Raw genomic sequence first — 20,047 nt, 5'->3', positions numbered from 1 at the left:
CCCGCCTCCACCAGGGATTTTCCTTGCCGCCGCCGCTTCCGTGTACGATGAAGGCGTCAGTTGTAGGATGACAGGGCAACTGGCCGCGCCGCCCGGAGGTGGCGCCGGAGCTCATCGACACGGACGGAACGGCCATGGCACTGCAGGCAGCGGGACGTCGCTCACTCGTGGACACCGTCGTCGACGCCCTACGGGCCCAACTCGCCGCCGGGGAGTGGCCGGTGGGGTCCCGCATCCCCACCGAGCATGCACTCGCCGAACAGCTCCAGGTCGGCCGGAACACCGTCCGTGAGGCGGTACGGGTGCTGGTGCACGCCGGGATGCTGCGCGCACGGCAGGGCGAGGGCACCTTCGTCGTGTCCACGGCCGACCCCGGCGACATCATGCGCGGCGTCCAACGGGCCGGCATCCGCGACGTCTTGGAGCTGCGGATCGCGCTGGAGGCGGAGGCCGCCCGGCTGGCCGCGCTGCGCCATGAGCCCGCCGACCTCGCACGGATGCGGGCGGCACTGGACGCCCAGGCCGGCTTCGCCGACGCGGCGGGGCAGCCCCATGCCGAAAACCTGGAGCTCTACGCCGATCACGACATCGCCTTCCACATGGCCGTCGTCGAGGCCGCGCACAACGCCGCGCTGACGGCCACCTACGGCTGGTTCAGCAGCTCGGTGCGGGAGGCGCTGGTCACTGCCCTGGACGACCGGGCGATGCCACGGGTCTCGCACGGTGATCACCGCGCGGTCGTGGACGCAATCGCGGCGGGCGACCCGGAGGCCGCGGAGCGGGCCACCCGCGCCCTGCTGGAGAGGCCGAAGCGGGCGGTGGAAGCCCTGCTGTCCGCCCGTTGAAGGCTACGCATTCGGGCGGTACAGCAGGAATTCGGTGGCACAGCCTCAGGTGTCCGGGCTGCAGATATTCGGGCTGCGTAGCAGGCTTTCGTCGCTTTTCGCCGCGCGCTGCCGCGGCGCTTCAGATGTCTGTGCCAGGGCGGGGAAGCCACACAAGCGGAGGAGAGGAACAGCGCATGCCGAGCACACCCGAGCGGGGAACCGCGGTGATCGACGCCGAGGAGGATCTGGTCGCGACACCGCCGGTCGCCCTGGCCCGCCGCCGGCTGCGGGCCCACCCCGCCCTGCTCCTGGCCGGGATCGTGCTCGCCTCGCTCAACATGCGGGCGGCGCTGGCCGGCGTCTCCCCGCTGCTCGGTGAGATCGGCCGGCACTTCCGGCTGAACGCGACCACGGGCAGCCTGGTGACGACCATCCCGCTGGTCTTCATGGGCCTCGGCTCGCTCGTCGCGCCGAAGCTGGCGCGGCGGTGGGGCACGGAGGCGGTGCTGTGCGGGGCGCTGGTGGCGCTGTGCGGCGGCATCGTGCTGCGGATCGCCCCGCCGGTGGTCGCGCTGTTCGCCGGGTGTGCGGTAGTGGGGTCCGCCATAGCCCTGCTGAACGTGCTGATGCCGGGGCTGATCAAGCGGGACTTCCCGGAGCGGGCCGCGGGCATGACGGCGCTGTACTCGACCGCGATGATCCTGGGGGCGACCACTTCGGCCGCCACCGCGGTCCCGCTGGAGCATGCGCTCGGCGGCTGGCAGGGTTCGCTGGTCTCCTGGTCGCTGCTGGCCGCCGTCGCCGTGGTCGTCTGGATCCCACAGGTCCTGATCGCGCGGCGGGGCAGCCGGCACGGCGCGGCCGCGGCCACCCCGGTGCAGCATGCCGCGGCCGGGCCGAAGCTGAGCCATTCCCCGCTGGCCTGGCAGGTCACGCTCTTCATGGGCTCGCAGTCGCTGATCGCGTACGTGAGCATCGCCTGGATGCCGACGATCTTCACCGACCACGGCATGGGCAAGGGCGAGGCGGGCCTGGTCTTCGCCTTCAGCACGCTGTTGCAGATGGCCGGTTCGTTCGTGGTGCCGATGCTCGCGGGGCGGATGCGGCGGCAGCGTCTGCTGGGGGTGGCGGTGTCCGCGCTGATGGCCTGCGGCGTCACCGGTCTGCTGCTGGCACCGGTGGCCGGCGCCTGGCTGTGGGCCGCGCTGCTCGGCGTCGGGCAGGGCGGTGCGCTGGGGCTGGCCCTGACGATGATGGTGCTGCGCTCCGGCGACGCCCACACCGCCGCCCGGCTCTCCGGCATGGCCCAGACCGGCGGCTACCTCCTCGCCGCCGCCGGCCCCCTGGTCCTCGGCGCCGTCCACCAGGCCACCGGCGGCTGGACCGTCCCCCTGGCGCTGCTGCTCGCCGTCTGCGCCGGCCTCGCACTGCTGGGCACGGGCGCGGGCCGGGACCGGCGGATCGGGGAGGAGAGCAGGAAGTAACGCATACGGGGAGGGGAGCGGGAAGTCGCGCATACCGGCAGGGGGGTGCGAAGTCGCGCATACGGGGGGGGACGGGGCGCAGGGGACGACGAGGCCGGGGCCCTGCGGCGTCGCGTTACGGGGTCGCCACTTCGCGGTCAGGAAGGTGACCTACCGTGCCCCCCATGAGCGACGTTCAGCACACCGTTCGCCGGCCGGGACCGCGGGCTTCCCGTCGTGGCCGGCTCCTTCTCGTGGGCGGGGTGTCCGTCCTGCTCGTCCTCGGGGTGCTGCTCCTGGCGTGGTGGCTGCGCGAGCGGCAGGCCGAGCGGAGTCTGACCGTCCCGGAGGGGCAGCGGGCCGGCCAGATCTATGCCGCCGCGGACAAGGCACTGAAGCTGCCCGCGGGCTCCACGGCGAAGGCCGCCAAGCGCGCGCACCTCGAGCTGCCGGACGACGCCCGGGGCAATCCGGAGGGCTATCTCTACCCGGCGACCTATCCGGTCAGCTCGGACACCACCCCGGCCTCGCTGCTCTCCTACATGGCCACCACCGCGGGAGAGCACCTCTCCGACGACGGCATCTCCTCCTACCGGACGGTGGTCATCGCCAGCATCGTGCAGGCCGAGGCGGACCGCCCGGCCGATATGGGCAAGGTCGCCCGCGTCATCACCAACCGGCTCGCCCACCACATGCCGCTGCAGATGGATTCGACGCTCAATTACGCGCTGCACCGCAGCACGCTCCGCACCAGCCACGCCGACACCCGGCTCCACAGCCCGTACAACACCTACCGGAACCAGGGCCTCCCGCCGACGCCGATCGACAGTCCCGGGGCGGACGCGCTGAAGGCGGCCGGGGCGCCGCCCGCCGGCGACTGGCTCTACTTCGTCACCGTCACCCCGGGCGACACCCGCTTCACGGCCGACTACCAGAAGCATCTGAGGAACGTGCAGGAGTTCAACGACCGTCAGCGGAGCGCGGCGAGGGGCGGTGGCGCGGCCCAGGGCCCGTCGTCACAGTGATCTCGGGGTGGTGGTTCAGGGGCAGGGCAGCAGAGTCCTGACCCGGCCGGCCGCCCGGGAGGCGCGGCGTGAAAGCGCTTGCTTCAAGTGCACTTGAAGCTCCTATCGCCGGCCAGGTGGCGGGCGACCGCTATGCGGACATGTCGCTCACTTCCGTGGGCCGGGAGTCTTAGAGCCTGTCCGGCGGATCGTGGCCGGGTCCGCGACGCGTCGGCAGGCCCGCGGGGCGGCAGGGACGGTTTTCCGCCCTGCCGCCCCGCGGGCCCGGCCGTCCGGAGGGCGTTACTCCTCGCCCGCCAGGGTGAGCGCCTTCAGGCGGCGGCCGGCGTACCAGGTGGCGACGGCCGTGAGGCCGACCAGCAGGCAGATGGCGACGGGCAGTTGGACGTCCGAGGTGATCGCGCCGTCGGCGGCCACCCGCTGACCGATGGCCAGCGCCCACTGCTGGACGCTGAGGGTCTTCGCGCCCGGGATGAGCGTGCCCATGAGCGCTTCCCAGACCAGGGCGTAGACCAGGCCGAACACCACGGCGTGCCGGGTGATCGTGCCGAAGAGGAGGAAGAGGGCGCTGTAGGCGACCGAGGCGATCGCCGCCGCCACGGCGTACCCCACCGCCATCTGCTGGCTGTTGCCGTTGAGGAGGAAGCCTGCGAACAGGACGGGCAGGGCGGAGAAGGCGACCGTGACACCGATCGCGACGAAGAGTTTGGTGAAGATGATCGTCGACCGGGGCACCGGCTTCGCCAGGACGTAGACCACCGAGCCGTCGTCGATCTCCGGGCCTATCGCGCCCGTACCGGCGATGACGCCGATCAGCGGCACCATCGTGCCCAGCGCGAAGCCGCCCAGGATGCCGCCGGCGGTGGCGTCGTCCGCGTTGGCCAGGGCACGGACGGCGATGGCGAGCACCACCAGCAGGGTGGGCAGGGCGAAGAGGATCAGGGCCCGCCGCCGGCCGAGCAGGGCGCGGTAGGTGAGGCGGGCGACGGTCGGGTGGAACAGTGCGGCCTTGGGCGCACGCGGGGGCGCGGGCGGGGCCGCCGGGGTGGTCGTGGACATGCGTCAGGGCTCCTTTCCGGCCTCAGGCCGCTACGAGATAGGAGAAGACGGATTCCAGCGACTCGTCGGAGGGGGAGACCGTCAGCAGGCGGATGCCGTGGTCGCGGGCGACCCGCGGCAGGAGTTCGGTGAAGCGCCCGAAGTCGACCGCCTGGACGCGCAGGGCGCCTTCGGCGAGATCCACCTCGATCCCGGCCGTCGAGGGGTCGGCGATCAGGGCACCGGCCAGCGCCCGGTCGTTGTCGGACCGGACGAGGTAGCGGTGCGGGCGGTCCGTCATCAACCGGCGGATCTTGCGGAAGTCGCCGGACGCGGCGTGCCGTCCGGCCACCACCACCTCGATGTGCGAGGCGAGTTGCTCGACCTCTTCGAGGATGTGCGAGGAGAACAGGACCGTACGGCCCTGGTCGCCCATCTGCCGCAGCAGCTCCATCAGCTGCATCCGCTGGCGCGGGTCCATGCCGTTGAACGGCTCGTCGAGCAGCAGCACGGACGGGTCGTGCACCAGCGCGGAGGCCATCTTCACCCGCTGCCGCATGCCCTTGCTGTAGGTCGAGATCTTGCGGTCCTGGGCGTACTCCATCTCGACGGTGGCCAGCGCCCTGGCCGCCTCGGTCCGGCCCAGACCGTGCAACTCGGCGTTGGCGAGGACGAATTCGCGTCCCGTGAGGAAGTCGTACATCGCCTCGCGCTCCGGAACGATGCCGATGTGGCGGTAGATGCCGGCGTTGCGCCAGATCGTCGTGCCGTCGAGGGTGACGGATCCGTTGGAGGGGGCGAGGAAGCCGCCCATCATGTTGATCAGGGTGGACTTGCCGGCGCCGTTGGGGCCGAGCAGGCCGGTCACGCCGGGGCCGATGGACATCGTGATGTCGTTGACGGCGACGACGTTGCCGAACCAGCGCGAGACATGGTCGATGGTCAGATGCGTCATGGGCGCGGCCCATTCCTTCGGGGGGTCGTGAGGGGGCTGGGGGCGCCGCCCGGCAGCAGCCGGCGGCGGGCGGGCGTCACAGGCCGGCCTTCCGGTAGCGGCGCAGCAGCAGGGCATAGCAGCCGGCGATGACCGAGAGCGTGACGAGGAGATAGACCAGTCCGATGCCGGTCGAGGGGGTCACGGTGTCGGGGAAGGAGCTGGTGCCGCCGAGGAACACCGACTGCACCCCGTCGATCAGGGTGATCGGGGAGAACAGCCCCAGCCAGCCGACGGCGGACTCGTTGCCCTGGACGTAGGCGATCCCCTGGAGGGCGCTCACCGCGCCGTACGGAATGGTGAGGACGGCGATCACGGCGGCGACACCGAAGCCGCGGCGCGGGGTGGCCGCGGAGACGACCAGGCCTATCCCGGCGAACAGCAGCGAGAGCAGCACCACGGAGACCAGCCCCTGGGCCAGCCCCTTGGTCTGGTCGACGAAGTCCATCTTCGCCAGCAGCGCTCCGATGTAGAGGACCAGCAGGGGGGCGGTATTGAGGGCGAGCAGGGCGGCCGACAGGGCCGCGAACTTCGACGCCACGTAGTCGACCCGCTCGATGGGGCGGGAGAAGTACAGCGGTATGGAACGGAAGCGCAGATCGCGGGAGACCGACTGCGGAGCCTGGGACGCCAGGTAGAGGCCGATGACGGCCTGGAGGTAGACGGCGTAGCCGGAGTAGCCGACCGGGAGCTTTCCGGCCTTGGTGAACACCGCCACCGCGACCATGATCACGGCGGGCAGGCACATCACGACGAAGAGCAGCATCGGCAGCACCTTGCTCTTGGCCGAACGGCCCAGACCGTAGGCGCCGCGCAGGCTCTGCGAGAAGAGCGACCGGCGGGCATAGGCGCGGCCCAGACGGGGGCCGTCGTAGTGGCGGTAGCCGATGTTGTGGATATAGGCGCTGCCCGGCGCGCCGGATACGGACGTCGCTGACTCGGACGTCATGGGCTCAGGCGACATCGTGGGCGCCTCCGTCCTGGGTGGCATACGGGGCGCGCGGGGCGCCTGCGGGGGCGGGGGTGGCCTGCGCCGCGTCCGCGTCACGGAAGACCTCGGCGATCTGGTGGCGGCGCTGTTCCATCCGGACCAGGCCGAGGCCGAGCCCGGCGACGGTGTCCCGCACCAGGTCGTAGGTCTCCTCGCCGGCCGCCTCGACGTACAGGAGGTGGCCGGAGGACGCGAGGCTCTCGGCGCCGCCGGCGGCGGTGGTCACCGCGACGCCGGCGCCTTCCAGGGCCGCGCGCAGTGCTCCGGTGCCGTCCGGCTGGGCGTCGGTGTCCGTGACCTCGATCGCCAGCGAGGCCGTGACCTGCGTGAACTCATCGGTGGAGGAGGAGCGCAGCAGTTTGCCGCCGTCGATGACGACGACGTGGTCACAGGTGCGCTCCAGCTCGCCGAGGAGGTGGGAGGTCACCAGGACGGAGATCCCGAAGTCGCGGTGGACGCGCTGGATCAGACCGAGCATCTCGTCCCGCCCGGCGGGATCGAGGCCGTTGGTGGGCTCGTCGAGGAACACCAGCTGCGGGTCGTGGACCAGCGCCTGGGCCAGTTTCACCCGCTGCTTCATGCCGGTCGAATAGCCGCCGATGGGGCGGTATCGCTCCTCGTAGAGGCCGACGTGGCGCAGGGTGTCCGCGGTGCGCTCGCGGGCGGCGGTCGGCGGCAGGCCGGACATCCGGGCCATGTGCACGACGAATTCGGTGGCCGAGACGTCCGGCGGCAGGCAGTCGTGCTCGGGCATGTAGCCGACCCGCTCACGGATGGTGCTGCCGTCCTTGGTCACGTCCAGGCCGAGGACATGCGCACTCCCTTCGGTGGCCGGTGCAAGTCCCAGAAGGATCTTGATCAGGGTGGACTTGCCGGCACCGTTGGCACCCACCAGGCCCGTTACGCCGGGGGCGATGTCAACGGAGAGCCGGTCCAAGGCGGTCACCCGCGGGAACCGCTTGCTCAGGCTTTCGGTCACGATCACAGTCACGGCATCGACGGTAGTGGCGTCCGCCACACAGGTCGTCACCCCAGACGATGGGATGTTCCTCCCCCTGCGGTATTACGTGCCCGTAGGGGTCTCCTTCTGTGAGCTGCCCCGGCCTCGGGGGCGCGGAGACCGCGCGCCCACCCCCTCTTGACGCAGCCGCCGGTCATTGTCACATTCATCGGTGTCAAGTTACGAGCACGTACCGCGATGCACTGCTCAGGGACGGGACGGTTGGCGATGGCCTCAGTGACCACAGCGACCTCATCAGGAGCCGGAGAACACAGCGCCGGGCTAAGGGGGTTCAGAGAGGTCCAGCGGCTCGCCTATGCCTGCGCGGAGGCGGTGGCCGCACAGCTCAGGCCCGGGGTCACCGAGCGGACGGCGGCGCGGATGCAGCGCGAGTGGCTGCGTGAGCGCGGCGTACGGGACTGGTTCCATCTGCCGTTCGCGTGGTTCGGCGACCGCACCGCCTTCGTCAACTTCCGCGTGCCGCTGCAGTTCTTTCCCACCGACCGTGCGCTGGAGCCGGGGATGCCCTTCATCCTCGACATGGCACCGATCCACCGGGGATTCACCGCCGATATCGGCTACTCGGGCTGTCTGGGCCTCAACCCCGTGCACGACCGGCTGCTCGCCGACCTCGGAGCACACCGGGAGCTGATCCTGCGCGAGGTGCGCGAGCGGCGGTCGCTGCGGGAGATCTACGAGGATGTCGACCGGCTGATGGTGCGGCAGGGCTATGCCAACCGCCACCGTGCCTACCCCTTCGGGGTGATCGCGCACAAGATCGACCGGGTCGGGCAGCGCCGCTGGTCGCCCACCCTCTTCGGGTTCGGCGTCCACGCCCTCAAGGGCCTCGCCTCCGATGCGCTGCGCGGCCACCGTGACGGCTGGTCCCCGCTGTGGAGCCCGTACACCTTCTCCGACCACCCGCCGGCGCCGGGGCTGTGGGCGGTCGAACCCCACCTCGGATTCCGGGGTACGGGCGCGAAGTTCGAGGAAATCCTGGTCGTCACGGACTCGCGGGACCCGCAGGAGAGCGCCTTTTGGCTGGACGACGATCTGCCGCATGTGCGGCGCGGGCGGGAGGAGAGGGCCGCGTGAACAGGGAACGTGGAGGGGAGCAGGGGGATGGACATGGGCGGGAGCAGGGGAATGGGCGGGGAAAGCGGGCCGGGCGGCGGGCGGCGGCCTGGGGGCAGGAGTTGAGCCAGGGGCAGGGGGACGGGGCGCGTGACGGGGCCGGGCTCGTAGGGGCGCGGGAGCGCTGGGTGCGGACCGGCGGTATCGAGCTGTGTGTCGCGGAGCTGGGGGATCCGGAACAACCCACGGTGCTGCTGGTGCACGGCTATCCCGACAGCAAGGAGGTGTGGTCCGAGGTCGCCCGCGGACTGGCCGACCGCTTCCATGTGGTGCTCTACGACGTCCGGGGCTGCGGCCGGTCCACCGCCCCGCGGCCGCTGCGGGGCGGCTTCACCCTGGAAAAGCTGACGGACGACTTCCTGGCGGTCGCCGACGCCGTCAGCCCCGGCCGCCCGGTCCATCTCGTCGGCCATGACTGGGGCTCCGTACAGGGCTGGGAGTTCGCCACCGTGCCGCGTACGGAGGGCCGGATCGCCTCCTTCACCTCCCTGTCGGGCCCGTCCCTGGACCACTTCGGCCACTGGATCAAGAAGCGGATGACGCGCCCCACCCCCCGGCGCGCCGCCCAGCTGCTCCATCAGAGCGCCAAGTCCTGGTACGTCGGCATGCTGCACACCCCCGTGCTGCCCGAGCTGGCGTGGAGGGGCCCGCTCGGCAAGCACTGGCCGCGGATCCTGGAGCGGATGGAGAAGGTGCCGGGCGGGGACTACCCCACCGCCTCGCTGCCGAGGGACGCGGCTCACGGCGCCTGGCTCTACCGCGACAATGTGCTCCCCCGGCTCCGCCGCCCGCGCAACGACGCCTATGCGCACTGCCCGGTCCAGCTGATCACCCCCACCGGCGACGCCTTCCTCTCCGAGCGGCTCTACGACGACCTGGAGGAGTGGGCGCCCCAGCTGGTGCGCCGCACCCTCCCGGCCAAGCACTGGGTCCCGCGCACCCGCCCCGACCAGCTCGTCTCCTGGATCGGTGGGTTCGTCGACGCCAAGGAGGAGGGCGATCCGGCGAAGCGGGTCGTGGCGTCCGGCCCGCACGCCGACCGGTTCGGCGGGCAGCTGGTGCTGGTGACCGGCGCGGCCAGCGGCATCGGCCGGGCGACCGCGTTCGCCTTCGCGGAGGCCGGTGCGCGGATCATCGCCGTCGACCGGGACGCCGAGGGCGCGGCACGGACCGCGGACATGTCCCGGCTGATCGGCGCACCCCAGGCCTGGGCGGAGGTGGTCGATGTCGCGGACGAGACGGCGATGGAGAAGCTGGCCGACCGGGTCGACGCGGAGTACGGCACCGTCGATGTGCTGGTGAACAACGCCGGTATCGGGCTGGCCGGTTCCTTCCTTCAGACCACCACCGAGGACTGGAAGAAGGTCCTGGACGTCAACCTCTGGGGGGTCATCCACGGCTGCCGGATCTTCGGCAGGCGGATGGCGGACCGCGGGCAGGGCGGCCATATCGTCAACACCGCCTCGGCCGCCGCCTTCCTGCCGTCGAAGCTGCTGCCCGCCTACAGCACCTCCAAGGCGGCCGTCCTGATGCTCAGCGAGTGTCTGCGCGCCGAACTGGCAGAGCAGGGCATCGGCGTCACAGCCATCTGCCCCGGGCTGGTCAACACCGCCATCACGAACACCGCCCGCTTCACCGGAGTCCCGGCCGAGGAGGAGAAGCGCCGCCAGGACTCGGCCGCGCGGAGGTACCGGATGCGCAACTACCCGCCGGAGAAGGTCGCCGACGCCATCCTGCGTGCGGTGGTCCACAACCAGGCGGTGGTGCCGGTCACCCCCGAAGCACGCGGCGCCCGTCTGCTGTCCCGCTTCGCCCCGCGCGTGCTGCGCGCCTTCGCCCGCTACGAGCCCCGGCTGTAGCGCCCTACGGGCTCGGCTGGAGGGCCGGGCGCCCATCGGGTATCCGCGGGCCGGGCGCCCGTCGGGTATCCGCCGCACACGGCGCGCCTCCCGGGCCGGGCCGAAGCAGCTTCCGTCCGGCCCGGGGCCCCGCCCCGCCGAGAACCGGAGAACCGCGCACCTCAGGAGCCGCGCATGAGCACCCCGCACCTCCCGTCGCACCCCCAGGAGCCCCAGCCGATCGCGCCACGCCGGGTCTCGTTCGACTGGCATGCCACGCCGCTGCTGTGGATACCGGACGAGCCCACCGCCACCCACGTCATCAATGTGCTGCATCTGCTGCTGCCGGCGGGCGAACGATGGTTCGTCAAGGTCTTCAAGGAAGCCCTGCCGCTGGTCCGCGACGAGCAACTCCGCACGGACGTCAAGGGCTTCATGGGCCAGGAGGCCACCCACAGCGTCCAGCACTCCACCGTGCTCGACCACCTGGCCCACCAGGGCCTGGACACCGCTCCCTACACCCGGCGCATCGACTTCCTCTTCGCCCGCCTCCTGGGCGAGCAGCCGCCCTTCGGCATCCCGGTCACCGGCCAGGAGTGGCTGCGCTTCCGGCTCTCCCTCATCGCCGCCATCGAGCAGTTCACCGCGGTGCTCGGCGACTGGGTGCTGGACGCCGAGGGCCTCGACCGCGCCGGATCCGACCCGGTCATGCTCGATCTGCTGCGCTGGCACGGTGCGGAGGAGGTCGAGCACCGCGCGGTCGCCTTCGACATGTACCAGCACACCGGCGGTGCGGACCCCGGCCGTTATCTCCGCCGTGCCCTGGGCATGGCTGTGACCGCCCCCGTGCTGCTCTACCTGTGGGGCTGGGGCGCGGCCTACCTCCTGCGGCACGACCCACAGCTCGCCGCCCGCTCCCGCTACTCCCTGCGCGCGCACCACCAGGCCGTCCGCAAAGGGCTGCTGCCCACCTGGCGTGAGCTGGGAGCGGCGATACCGCGGTATCTGCGGCGGTCGTACCATCCCTCGCAGGAAGGGTCGCTGCGCACGGCCGTCGCCTATCTGGCGTCCTCCCCGGCCGCGCGGGCCGCGGCGGGTGCGGTGGGCCGAGCGGCCCTCTCGTAACGCGCGGCCATGGGTGAGGAGCAACCGTAGTGACCGAGCAGCCGCCGCCGGCCGAATACCGCATCGAGGACCTGGCTCACCTCAGCGGCGCCACGGTCCGCACCATCCGTGCCTATCAGGACCGTGGGCTGCTCCCCCGCCCGGAACGCCGGGGCCGGGCCAATGTCTACGGCGAGCGCCATCTGACCCGACTGCGCCAGATAGCCGGTCTGCTCGACCGCGGCTACACCCTGGCCAGCATCAAGGAACTCCTCCAGGCCTGGGACGCGGGCCTCGACCTCGGCGGGGTCCTGGGCCTGGTCGCCGAGATCGACGGGCCGTGGACCGACGAGGAGCCCTCCCGCCTCTCCCGCACCGAACTGGACGCCGCCTTCGGGGGCACCTCCGACGAGACGGCGATCGCCGAGGCGGTCGCACTGGGCGTCCTGGAACGGGTCCCCGGCCGGGACGACGAGTTCCTGGTCCCCAGCCCGCAGGAACTCGCCGTCGCGGCCGAACTGCACTCGGCCGGCGTCCCACTCCGGGCGATCTCCGGCCATCTGCGGGAGGTGCGCGGCCAGGTCGAGCACATCGCCGCCCGCTTCCTGGACTTCACCACCGAGCACGTCTTCCAGCCGTTCCTGGACCATCCGCCCACCGGGGCCGAGGCAGCGGAGGCCGCCGCCCTGGTACGCCGGCTGCGCCCACTGGCCCAGCAGACCATCGACGCCGAACTCGCCCGCGCCATGCGCACCCTGGCCACCCGGTACCTGCGCCATCACCTCAGCGACACACGGCCCGGGGAGACGCGAAAGCCGACCGAAGGGGTGGCAGCCGTGGAGCCGGTCTCGGACCCCCGCCCCGAGACCGACCCAGCGGCAGTTTCCGAGGAGGTGCTGCTCCCCGCCGACGCCGTACGGGCCGTACGGGCCCTGGTGGGCCCGGAGAACGCGGCCGACTTCATCGCCGCCGCAGCGCATCGGGAGGTCCAGGCCCGCACGATGGACGCCCTGGCGGCGGGCGGAAGCAGGCCCGCACCGTCGGGCCGAACCGGGCCCGCATCGGTGGGCGGAAGCAGGCCCGCACCGGCGGCCGCGGCAGCCGGTACGGCCGGCGGCCGCCGGGCGGACTGCCTGTCCGCCGAGGAGGACGGCCGGGGTCACCCGGACGGGCGGCCCTGAACCCCGCCCGCAGCATGACCACCCGGCCGCGCTCCCGTACCGCCCGCAGCCCGCAGCCCGCAGCCCGCAGCCCGCAGCCCGCCCAGGCCGTCGTATCCCTTTTGAGTTGTCAAGGTTCAGGCGGGCGCGGGCCCGCCGCACCCTTCAGTGACGTCAACTGGCAGGATCCGGCAGCCAGTTGCCGTGGAATCCGTAGGGCACCCGCTGGGGTAGATGGACCGTGGCGACCGGGTCGGCGGATATGTCCTCCGTGTCCAGTACGACGAGATCGCTGGTGTCGGTGGACGCGTCGTAGACATAGGTGATCAGCCAGCCGGGCCCTCCCGGGCGGTCATCGGCCGGGGCGAAGACCGCCTCGCCCGGAGTGCGCCCCGGACCGAAGTCATGCCGGACGACCGCACCCGTCTGCAGGTCGTAGCGGAGCAGGGCGCCGGGTATCGGACCGCTGCCCGGCAGCTCTGCGGTGGTGGCATGGCCGAAGCGGGCCGGTTGCCCGGCGAGGCGGTCGTCCACCCTGGGGAACTCGCAGAAGCGGTCGTCGAGTTGTTCCTCGGCGACGGTGCCGGTGGCGAGATCGATCGTCCAGCGCCAGAGATGGGCCGGGCTCGCGCCGCCGAATTCGGCGTAGCGGGCCACATGGAGAACGATGCGCTGGTCGCCCTCGTCGTGAGCGTTCAGGGCATGGAAGACATAGCAGGGGTCGATGGGCAGCCAGCGGACCTCACCATGGGGATCGTCGCGGCGCAGCACACCGAGCCGGGCACCGTACTCCGGGTCCCAGCGGTACGGCATGCCGGGGTGGCTACGGTCGAAGACCACCGGGAGGTCCATGAAGACGACATGGCTCGCGGTGAGATGGAAGTCGTGCATCATCGTCGGCCCCGGAACATCGATGGGGCGGCTGAGCACCAACTCCCCTGAGGCATCGGCACGGTGGTAGGTGAGAAAGGGCGGGGTGGGGCCGCCGTATCCGAAGAAGTGCAGCTCACCGGTCACCGGACAGGTCTTCGGGTGGGCGGTCATGGCCGTGGTGAGCCGGCCCCCGAAGTCATGGACACCGATGGTCTCCAGCTCATGGCCGGGGCGGCAGTCGATCTCGTAGGGGAACGACGACTCGACCAGGGCGAGGGTGCGTCCGGCATGGCGGACGACATGGGTGTTGGCCACGCCCGCCGCCAGATTCCGGCGGCCCTGTGCGTCCACCGCCTGCGCGCCCTCGGTGAAGGTGGAGGTGCGCACCCAGCGGTTGCGGTAGGAGACGGCCCGGCCGCCCTCCAGGCGCAGGCCGTGGACCATGCCGTCGCCGAAGAACCAGTGCGGGCTGGCGGCGTCCCGCGGGTTGGGGCCGTTGCGCAGGAACCAGCCGGTGAGCTCGGGCGGGATCGTGCCCGTGACCGGGAGGTCGTAGGCGGTCAGCTCATCCGTCACCGGGGCGAAGTTGCCGGCCATGTGCGGCGGAAGAGCGTCGGATGCGGATGCGGTGGTCGGGGGTGTGGTGGTCATGAGGCCAGGCCTCCCTGGATGTCGGCCCGCGTGCCGGACTCCTGCATGAAGCGGGCACGGGCCCGTTCCGGATAGGCGGCGGTGAAGCGGGCGGGAAGGATGAATCCGGCGATCTGGATGAGGATCGAGAGGGCCACGCTCCACCCAAGGGCGGAGACGACGGTCTGGGCGATCGCGGTGAGAGTGAAGGACAGCGCCCAGGCGGCGGTGAGCACGACATTGATACGGCGGAACAGCTGTGTGTCCCAGACCTCCGGCGGAGCCATCCGGCGCGCGATCCCCAAGGTGAAGGGCCGTCGCACGGCTATCGACACCCAGGCGATCAGCGCCAGCCAGCCCATCGAGAGGGCGCTGCCGTAGTTCTTGAGGCCGCTGTCGGGCTGGAGGAAGGCCAGCATTCCGAGGGCCGCGAAGAACACGAGCGTGCCGTACTCCAGCAGTCGGTAGTCGAGCGAGAGGCCCGCCGCACGGTCGGCGAGGAGCAGCACGACGGCTGTCACCAGACCGGCGAGCGCACCCCACTGCCAGCCGGCCGAGGACACCCCCGCGAAGACCAGCCAAGGAATGAAGCTCCGCAGATAGTTCATGGTTCCCCCTCGTCACCCGCCCCCGCCGGCGCTCGACGCACCGACGAGCCGCCGCCTCGCGGCACATTCCAATCTCGACATGTCGAACATAGAAGCTCCACCTTTGACATGTCAACAGTGGAAGGTAAAGTCAGGACCATGAGCCTGAAACATGCCGTGCTGGGCCTGCTGGCCGAATCCCCGGCGAGCGGCTACGACCTGATGAAGCTGTTCAACGTGTCGCTGTCGAATGTCTGGCCGGCCACACAGAGTCAGGTCTACGGCGAGCTCACCAAGCTCACGACCGCCGGTCTCGTCGAAATCGCCGCCCACGGCCCGCGCGGCCGCAAGGAGTACGCGATCACCGATGACGGCCTGGCGGAGCTGCGCCACTGGCTCATCGAGGTCGAGCCCACGGGACAGCAGCGCCATGACGGCCTGCTGCGCACCTTCTTCCTCGGCATCGTCACGCCGCTGGAGGCGCAGACGTACCTCCTGCATCAGGCCGAGCGCGCCGCGCGCACCCGCGCCGAACTCGAGCACCTCGAAGAGACCGCCCAGTGGGACGAGGAAATGATTTCGGTCTACGGACGGATCGCGCTGGAGTACGGCCTGCGCATGTCGGCGACCCAGGAGGAGTGGGCGCGATGGGCGGCCGAAGAAGTGAACAGCGCAAAGGCGAGAAAAGCAGGCGAACTTGCGCGGCGGCAGCACGAGGAAGCCGGTCCACCGGCGGAAGGCCGACCGCAGGCGGAAAGCCGCCACCCCGACGAAGCCCAGCCTGAAGGGCACTGACGCACAACGGCCACCCGCCGGACCCGGCGGCCCCCGGGCCGCCGGGCCCCCGGGCCACCTGGCCACCTGGCCACCTGGCCACCTGGCCACCTGGCCACCTGGCCACCGTCCCAGTTGTCCACCGCCCCCATGCCCTCCGACCCGCAATTCAGATGCCACCGGACACGCCGCGCGGCACCCTGGAGGCATGGACAGCCAGCGCTCCGTGCGCCTCTCGAAGTACCTGGCGAAGCATCTGCGCCATGCACCGGAACGGATCGGCATCACCCTCGACGCCCAGGGCTGGGTGCCCGTGGACGCGCTCGTTACGGCGGCCGCGCAGGATGGATTCCTGTTCTCCCGGGCGGAGTTGGAGCAGGTGGTCGCCGGCAACGACAAGCAGCGCTACGCCATCGAGGGCGACCGGATCCGTGCAAACCAGGGCCACTCCGTGCGGGTCGAGCTCGATCTGGAGCCGGCCGTACCGCCCGACCGGCTCTTCCACGGCACGGTGGGCCGCCGGCTGGCCGCCATTCGGGCCGAGGGACTGCGGCCGATGTCGCGGCACGCCGTCCATCTCTCGCCCGACCGGGAGACCGCGACCCGAGTGGGCGCGCGGCGCGGCAGGCCCGTGGTGCTGACCGTCGATGCGTCCGCGATGCACCGGGCGGGCCATGTCTTCCAGGTCAGCGCCAACGGCGTCTGGCTCACCGACCGGGTACCGGCCGCATACCTCCGCTTCCCGAGCTGAGCCCCCGTGGAGCCGAGAGGCTTCCACAGCCCCCGGGGCCGAAGCCCGCACCCCCGTGAGCCCGCACCCCCGTGAGCCCGCACCCCCGTGAGCCCGCACCCCCGTGAGCCCGCCGCCCCGCCCGGCCTCAGAGCCCCGGCGCCCCCCACACCGGAAACCACCGCGACAGGTCCTGCTCGATCGTCAGGTCGTTCCCGAGCATCGCCCGCACCTGCAGTTCGAGCGGGTTGTCGCGCTTCTCGCCGGCGCCCGCCTTGGGGGCGAAGGGGTAGAACGTGCCGCGCTTGTAGAGGTAGACCAGCGCCAGCGGCCGCTGCCGTTCATCGCGGAAGCCGAGCAGCGAACACAGCAGCTGCGGGCCGAAACCCGCCTCCTCCAGCGAGGTGTTGACCGCGTGCAGGTCATTGACCAGGCCCGCCACGTCCTCCGCCGGATGCCGCGCGAGCAGCCACGAGTAGCCGTACGCGTCCTGGGAGAACTCCACCGAGCCGTCCAGCAGGGACCGTGCGTCCTCCTGGATGCGCGAGAACGCCCCGCCCTCGACGCTCGCGAAGCACACCGACCCCAGGCCGGTGGGCTCAAATCCGGCCGCGGCCTGGAGCGTCACCGCCGCGGACGGCAGCGCGAAGAGCTGGTCGAGATCGGGGCGTACCGGCTTGCTGCGGCCGAGGAGGGCGTCCAGAAATCCCATGCGCGAGGTACTCCTTGCTCGTTACGGGCGGCATCGTGCGTCACGGCCGTCCCAGCTCCGTCGCGATCCGGCCCAGCTGGTCCAGCCGCTGCTCCAGCGTCGGGTGCGAGGACAGCAGCGTGCTGAAGCTCTCCTTGTTGAACGCCGGGGCGAAGTAGAAGGCGTTGAACGGCTGCGCCTTGCGCAGGTCTTCGGTCGGGATCCGCGCGATCTGGCCGGTGACCTTGGTCAGCGCGGCGGCCAACGCCGACGGGCGGCCGGTCAGCAGCGCGGCGGCCCGGTCGGCGGACAGCTCGCGGTAACGGGACAGCAGCCGGGTCAGCAGGAAGCTGATCGCGTAGACGACCACGCTGACGGCGGTGACGATGAGCACGGCGATGGCCGCGTTCTGGTCACGGTTGTTGCGGCCGACCCCGCTCCACAGGGCGGCGCGGGTGATGATCCCGGCCAGCACGCCGAGGAACGAGGCGATGGTCATCACCGCGACATCGCGGTGCGCGACATGCGAGAGCTCATGGGCCAGCACGCCCTCCAGCTCCTCCGGCTCCAGCCGCCGGAGCAGCCCGGTCGTGGCGCAGACCATCGAATTCTTCTGGTTGCGGCCGGTGGCGAACGCGTTCGGCACATCCGACTCGGCGATCGCGACCCGGGGCTTGGGCATATCGGCCAGCGCACACAGCCGGTCGACGGCGCCGTGCAGTTCGGGGGCCTGCTCCGGCGTGACCTCACGGGCCCCCATGCTGAACGCCGCGATCCGGTCGCTGTACCAGAACTGTGCGACGAACAGGGCACCGGCGATCAGCAACACCACCACCCAGGCGCCCTTGAGCAGCACCACCAGCACGCCGACGACCACCACGTACAGCAGTCCGATGAAGAACATCGTCGTGACCATGCGCGAGGTCAGCCCGCGGTCCGGGGCGAATCGGGTCTGTGCCATGGCTCCTCCACACGCCGCATTTCGCGCAGTGCGCCGACCCGCTCGCGCGCCGTCTTTCGCACCGCGCGCCGCGTACCGCACTGCGCCGCTGCCCCGATTCTCCCTCTTCGCAGCTATATGCGGAGTAAAGCCCGGGCCAGGAGACCACCGGGCGCGTCGGAGCGGCCCGTCCCCGTACGCCGAGGGGCGGGCCGGCTCCCGGAGAAGCCCCGTCTGCCGGCCGCCCCCAGCTCCCCTTCTACCGGGCCGGCCCCAGCTGCGCCAGCCCCTCCGTGGCGATCCGCTCGAAGACCGCGGGATCGGCCTCGAAGACCGAATCGGCGATCGGCCAGTGCAGGACCAGCTCGTCGATGCCCAGCTCGGCATGGCGTCCGGCGAAGTCGACGAACGCGTCCACGGAGTCCAGCGGACGGTCCGGGGTGAAGCCGGTCAGCATGATCTTCCGCAGCTCGGCGAGGTCCCGGCCCTGGTCGGCGCAGGCCTTCCCGAGCCGTTCGAGCTGCCCGCGGATCGCCTCGCGCGACTCGTCGGGCGTACCGCCCCCGTTGGAGACCTTGGGATCGCCCGTCGTCACCCAGGCCTGACCGTAGCGGGCCGCCAGCTTCAGCCCGCGCGGCCCGGTGGCCGCCACCGCGAACGGCAGCCGCGGCCGCTGCACACAGCCGGGGATGTTGCGCACCTCGTGCGCGGAGTAGTGCTCGCCCCGGTAGGAGACGACGTCCTGGGTCAGCATCCGGTCCAGCAGCCCGACGAACTCGGCGAAACGGTCGGCCCGTTCCCGCGGCTCCCAGGGGTCCTGGCCCAGCGCGGTGGCGTCGAAGCCGTTGCCGCCGGCGCCGATGCCCAGGGTGATCCGGCCGCCGCTGATGTCGTCCAGGGAGATCAGTTCCTTGGCGAGCGTGACCGGGTGCCGGAAGTTCGGCGAGGTGACGAGGGTGCCCAGGCGCAGCCGGGTGGTGGCTGCCGCGGCCGCGGTCAGCGTCGGCAGGGCGCCGAACCAGGCCTGATCGCGGAAGCTGCGCCACGAGAGGTGGTCATAGGTGTACGCGGCGCGGAAACCCAGTTCCTCGGCGCGCTGCCACACCTCCCGCCCGCCTTCGGACCAACGGCGGACAGGGAGTATCACGGTGCTCAGTCGCATGCCCCCGAGCGTACGGCCGTCCGGAGGCGGCGGACCATCCGCTGCGGCGGCGGTGCGCTCCACTACGGGCCCCACCCGGCCGACACCGGGGCTCATGCGCGCAACCCACCGCACGCCTGTGCACGGCGGTACGGGAAGATGGCCCCGTGACTGATGCCTCCGCCACACCATCCCGGGGCCCCGATACGGCCGTTGCGCCCCGGCTGATCGCCACCGACCTCGACGGCACGCTGCTGCACGACGACAAGACGGTCTCCGACCGGACGATCGCCGCGCTCGCCGCCGCGGAGCGGGCCGGCATCGAGGTGTTCTTCGTCACCGGCCGCCCGGCCCGCTGGATGGGCGTGGTCAGCGACCATGTGCATGGACACGGCCTGGCGATCTGCGCGAACGGCGCGGCCGTCGTCGATCTGCACCGCGGCGGCCGGATCGTCGAGGTCAGCCCCCTGGAGCGGACCGTCGCGCTGGCCGTCGTGGAGGCGCTGCGCGGCGCCGCGCCCGGTACCTCGTTCGCGGTCGAACGCACCAGCGGCATCCACTACGAGCCGCAGTACCCGCCCCTCCTCCTGGACCCGGCCGCGGTCGTCGCGCCGGCGGAGAAGCTGCTCGCCGAGGACTTCGTCACCCCGCTGTGCCCGGATACGTCCCTGCCGGACGACCCGGCCGGTGCCCCCGAAGCCCCCGCCTTCCCGGACCAGCCGGTGATCAAGCTGCTCGCGCACCACCCCGAACTGGACCCCGACGCCTTTCTCGCGCTGGCCCGTACGGTCGCGGGCGGGCTCGCCTCCTTCACCCGGTCCAGCCCGACCGCCCTCCTGGAGATCAGCGGGCCCGGCGTCAGCAAGGCGGGCACCCTCGCCCACTGCTGTGCGGAGCGCGGCATCGCGCCGGAGGAGGTCGTCGCCTTCGGGGACATGCCGAACGACATAGAGATGCTGACCTGGGCCGGCACCGCGTACGCGATGGCCAACGCCCACCCGGATGTGCTGGCCGCCACGGTGCACCGCACCGAGTCCAACAACGACGACGGCGTCGCGGTCGTCATCGAGCGGATCCTCCAGGACGGCCACCGGCAGCGCTGAGCGC

Annotated in this window: 19 protein-coding genes and 1 pseudogene; 11 read left to right on the top strand and 9 right to left on the bottom strand. The window is 71.6% G+C overall.

The window, feature by feature from the left end; translation table 11 throughout:
* The first annotated feature begins 134 nt into the window (after positions 1–134).
* From BKA18_RS18920 to BKA18_RS18905, 4 genes and pseudogenes are all read left to right on the top strand, one after another.
* Positions 135–845 carry a FadR/GntR family transcriptional regulator gene (locus BKA18_RS18920; protein ID WP_366043937.1) on the top strand — a complete coding sequence of 237 codons (711 nt, stop codon included), beginning with the start codon at positions 135–137 and terminating at the stop codon, positions 843–845.
* 176 nt (positions 846–1,021) lie between these two features.
* Entirely contained in the window at positions 1,022–2,311 is a 1,290-nt protein-coding gene (locus tag BKA18_RS18915) for a CynX/NimT family MFS transporter (RefSeq protein ID WP_366043936.1), read from the top strand.
* Positions 2,312–2,475: 164 nt separating this feature from the next.
* Positions 2,476–3,315 carry an endolytic transglycosylase MltG gene (gene mltG / locus BKA18_RS18910; RefSeq protein ID WP_366043935.1) on the top strand — a complete coding sequence of 280 codons (840 nt, stop codon included), beginning with the start codon at positions 2,476–2,478 and terminating at the stop codon, positions 3,313–3,315.
* A gap of 86 nt (positions 3,316–3,401) precedes the next feature.
* A pseudogene (locus BKA18_RS18905) lies at positions 3,402–3,488 on the top strand (aldo/keto reductase); the annotation flags it as partial.
* 109 nt (positions 3,489–3,597) lie between these two features.
* Here the strand turns inward: BKA18_RS18905 and BKA18_RS18900 are convergent.
* From BKA18_RS18900 to BKA18_RS18885, 4 genes are all read right to left on the bottom strand, one after another.
* A complete protein-coding gene (locus BKA18_RS18900; RefSeq protein WP_366044217.1) occupies positions 3,598–4,317 on the bottom strand; it encodes an ABC transporter permease subunit in 720 nt (239 codons plus the stop codon).
* 79 nt (positions 4,318–4,396) lie between these two features.
* Positions 4,397–5,308 (bottom strand): ABC transporter ATP-binding protein, encoded by a 912-nt coding sequence (locus tag BKA18_RS18895; RefSeq protein WP_366043934.1) that lies wholly within the window; start codon positions 5,306–5,308, stop codon positions 4,397–4,399.
* A 76-nt stretch (positions 5,309–5,384) separates the two neighbouring features.
* Complete coding sequence (locus BKA18_RS18890; protein WP_366043933.1) at positions 5,385–6,296, bottom strand: ABC transporter permease subunit; 912 nt, start codon at positions 6,294–6,296, stop codon at positions 5,385–5,387.
* Between the two features lie 4 nt (positions 6,297–6,300).
* Positions 6,301–7,356 (bottom strand): ABC transporter ATP-binding protein, encoded by a 1,056-nt coding sequence (locus BKA18_RS18885; protein WP_366043932.1) that lies wholly within the window; start codon positions 7,354–7,356, stop codon positions 6,301–6,303.
* Between the two features lie 210 nt (positions 7,357–7,566).
* On the opposite strand from BKA18_RS18885, the gene BKA18_RS18880 reads away from it, so the two are divergent.
* The 4 genes from BKA18_RS18880 to BKA18_RS18865 all read left to right on the top strand — a co-directional run bounded on the left by BKA18_RS18880 (position 7,567) and on the right by BKA18_RS18865 (position 12,595).
* On the top strand, positions 7,567–8,433 hold the full coding sequence (locus tag BKA18_RS18880) for a M24 family metallopeptidase (RefSeq protein WP_366043931.1): 867 nt from the start codon (positions 7,567–7,569) through the stop codon (positions 8,431–8,433).
* Between the two features lie 101 nt (positions 8,434–8,534).
* Positions 8,535–10,331 carry an SDR family oxidoreductase gene (locus BKA18_RS18875; RefSeq protein ID WP_366044216.1) on the top strand — a complete coding sequence of 599 codons (1,797 nt, stop codon included), beginning with the start codon at positions 8,535–8,537 and terminating at the stop codon, positions 10,329–10,331.
* Positions 10,332–10,505: 174 nt separating this feature from the next.
* Positions 10,506–11,435 carry a metal-dependent hydrolase gene (locus tag BKA18_RS18870; protein WP_366043930.1) on the top strand — a complete coding sequence of 310 codons (930 nt, stop codon included), beginning with the start codon at positions 10,506–10,508 and terminating at the stop codon, positions 11,433–11,435.
* 29 nt (positions 11,436–11,464) lie between these two features.
* A complete protein-coding gene (locus BKA18_RS18865; RefSeq protein ID WP_366043929.1) occupies positions 11,465–12,595 on the top strand; it encodes a MerR family transcriptional regulator in 1,131 nt (376 codons plus the stop codon).
* Between the two features lie 153 nt (positions 12,596–12,748).
* Here BKA18_RS18865 and BKA18_RS18860 read toward each other — a convergent pair whose 3' ends face one another.
* A complete protein-coding gene (locus BKA18_RS18860) occupies positions 12,749–14,098 on the bottom strand; it encodes a carotenoid oxygenase family protein (RefSeq protein WP_366043928.1) in 1,350 nt (449 codons plus the stop codon).
* Positions 14,095–14,685 carry a hypothetical protein gene (locus BKA18_RS18855; protein ID WP_366043927.1) on the bottom strand — a complete coding sequence of 197 codons (591 nt, stop codon included), beginning with the start codon at positions 14,683–14,685 and terminating at the stop codon, positions 14,095–14,097. Before BKA18_RS18855 ends, BKA18_RS18860 begins: the two co-directional genes overlap by 4 nt.
* Before the next feature lie 138 nt (positions 14,686–14,823).
* On the opposite strand from BKA18_RS18855, the gene BKA18_RS18850 reads away from it, so the two are divergent.
* Positions 14,824–15,459, top strand: a complete 636-nt coding sequence (locus tag BKA18_RS18850) for a PadR family transcriptional regulator (protein ID WP_429638426.1) — start codon at positions 14,824–14,826, stop codon at positions 15,457–15,459.
* 187 nt (positions 15,460–15,646) lie between these two features.
* A complete protein-coding gene (locus BKA18_RS18845) occupies positions 15,647–16,189 on the top strand; it encodes an RNA 2'-phosphotransferase (RefSeq protein WP_366043925.1) in 543 nt (180 codons plus the stop codon).
* Positions 16,190–16,316: 127 nt separating this feature from the next.
* Here BKA18_RS18845 and pspAB read toward each other — a convergent pair whose 3' ends face one another.
* The 3 genes from pspAB to BKA18_RS18830 form a co-directional block, all read right to left on the bottom strand.
* Positions 16,317–16,880 (bottom strand): PspA-associated protein PspAB, encoded by a 564-nt coding sequence (gene pspAB / locus BKA18_RS18840; protein WP_366043924.1) that lies wholly within the window; start codon positions 16,878–16,880, stop codon positions 16,317–16,319.
* A gap of 40 nt (positions 16,881–16,920) precedes the next feature.
* The gene (gene htpX, locus BKA18_RS18835) at positions 16,921–17,820 is read right to left on the bottom strand and encodes a zinc metalloprotease HtpX (protein ID WP_006604356.1); all 900 of its coding nucleotides are present in this window, start codon (positions 17,818–17,820) and stop codon (positions 16,921–16,923) included.
* A gap of 238 nt (positions 17,821–18,058) precedes the next feature.
* Positions 18,059–18,961 (bottom strand): LLM class flavin-dependent oxidoreductase, encoded by a 903-nt coding sequence (locus tag BKA18_RS18830; RefSeq protein WP_366043923.1) that lies wholly within the window; start codon positions 18,959–18,961, stop codon positions 18,059–18,061.
* A gap of 146 nt (positions 18,962–19,107) precedes the next feature.
* Between BKA18_RS18830 and BKA18_RS18825 the strand changes: the two genes are divergently transcribed.
* Positions 19,108–20,043, top strand: coding sequence for an HAD family hydrolase (locus tag BKA18_RS18825; protein WP_366043922.1), 936 nt, complete (start codon positions 19,108–19,110; stop codon positions 20,041–20,043).
* Positions 20,044–20,047: the final 4 nt, after the last annotated feature.

The sequence above is a fragment of the Streptomyces auratus genome, assembly GCF_050433025.1.
GTDB lineage: Bacteria > Actinomycetota > Actinomycetes > Streptomycetales > Streptomycetaceae > Streptomyces > Streptomyces sioyaensis.
The sequence above is the reverse complement of the archived record's forward strand: the minus strand, read 5'-3'. Positions and strand labels throughout refer to the sequence as shown.